Origin of the sequence: Ensifer sp. Root954 (genome assembly GCF_001429005.1) — a bacterium.
In the GTDB taxonomy this organism is placed as follows: Bacteria; Pseudomonadota; Alphaproteobacteria; order Rhizobiales; family Rhizobiaceae; genus Ensifer; species Ensifer adhaerens.
In genome coordinates this window covers 1-1,090 of sequence record NZ_LMJM01000030.1, presented here as the reverse complement: position 1 = coordinate 1,090, position 1,090 = coordinate 1, and the positions used below count along the sequence as shown (strand labels likewise).

At 65.1% G+C, this 1,090-nt stretch carries 1 protein-coding gene; it reads right to left on the bottom strand.

Annotated elements, in window-relative coordinates; genetic code table 11:
- The coding region (locus ASE71_RS24390; RefSeq protein ID WP_200964136.1) for a VCBS domain-containing protein at window positions 1–1,090 on the bottom strand (1,090 nt) is incomplete at both ends.

Genomic DNA, 1,090 nt, shown 5'->3' with positions numbered 1-1,090 from the left:
GTCAGCAACCTTGAAGGTCCAGCCGACCGAGTTGCCCGACTGGCTGACCGGGTCGAGCGCGAACTTGCCGAGATAGCCTTCGCCGTTCGCCTTGAAGCTGGCGCTGTGGGTGTCCAGCGTGTCGACATCGGCAAAAGCCACCTTGCCGGCGTTGACGTGCACCACTGAGTTCTCGCCGGCCGCACCGTCGCCGCGCTCCGTGACCGTGGCGCTCTGCGCACCCGAGGTGATCACCGGTGCATCGTTCGTCCCGGTGATCGCGATCGTAACGGTCTGCGCCACGATCCCGCCATGGCCGTCATTGACGAACACGGTGTACTTCTGCGTCAGCGTCTGGCCGGCCTGCAGCGAGTCCAGCACGCCGTCGGCGACCTTGAAGTTCCAGCCGATCCTGTCAGCTGCCTGATCGACCGCATCCAGCGAGAAGGTACCGAGATAACCACGGCCCTGCGGCAAGAAGCTGGCGCTGTGGGTGTCGAGCGTATCGACGTCGGTAAACGTCACCGCGCCGTCCTGCGTGTGCGTCACCGTATTCTCGCCCGTCGCCTTGTCGGCGATCTCCGTCACCGCACCGCTCTGCACACCCGAGGTGATCACCGGGGCGTCGTTGGTGCCGGCGATCACGATCGTGACCGTCTGCGTCGCCGTGCCGCCGTGGCCGTCATCGACGGTGACGTCGTAGGTCTGCACCAGGATCTGGCCGGCCTGCAGCGAGTCGAGCACGCTGTCGGCAACCTGGAAGTTCCAGCCAAGCTTGTCGGTTGCCTGGTTCAAAGGATCGAGCGAGAAGGTACCGAGATAGCCGTTACCGCCCGCCGTGAAGCTCGCCGTGTGCGTGTCGAGCGTATCGACGTCGCGAAAGCCGATCGTGCCGTCCTGCGTGTGCGTGACCGTGTTCTCGCCCGGAAAGCCGTCAAAGCGCTCCACCACGCCGCCGAGCTGCCAACCGGACGTGATCACCGGAGCATCGTTGGTGCCGGTGATCGTGATCGTCACGGTCTGCGTCGCCGTACCGCCCTTGCCGTCGTCGACGGTGACGTCATAGGTCTGCGTCAGCTTTTGGCCAGCCTGCAGCGAGTCGAGCACGCTG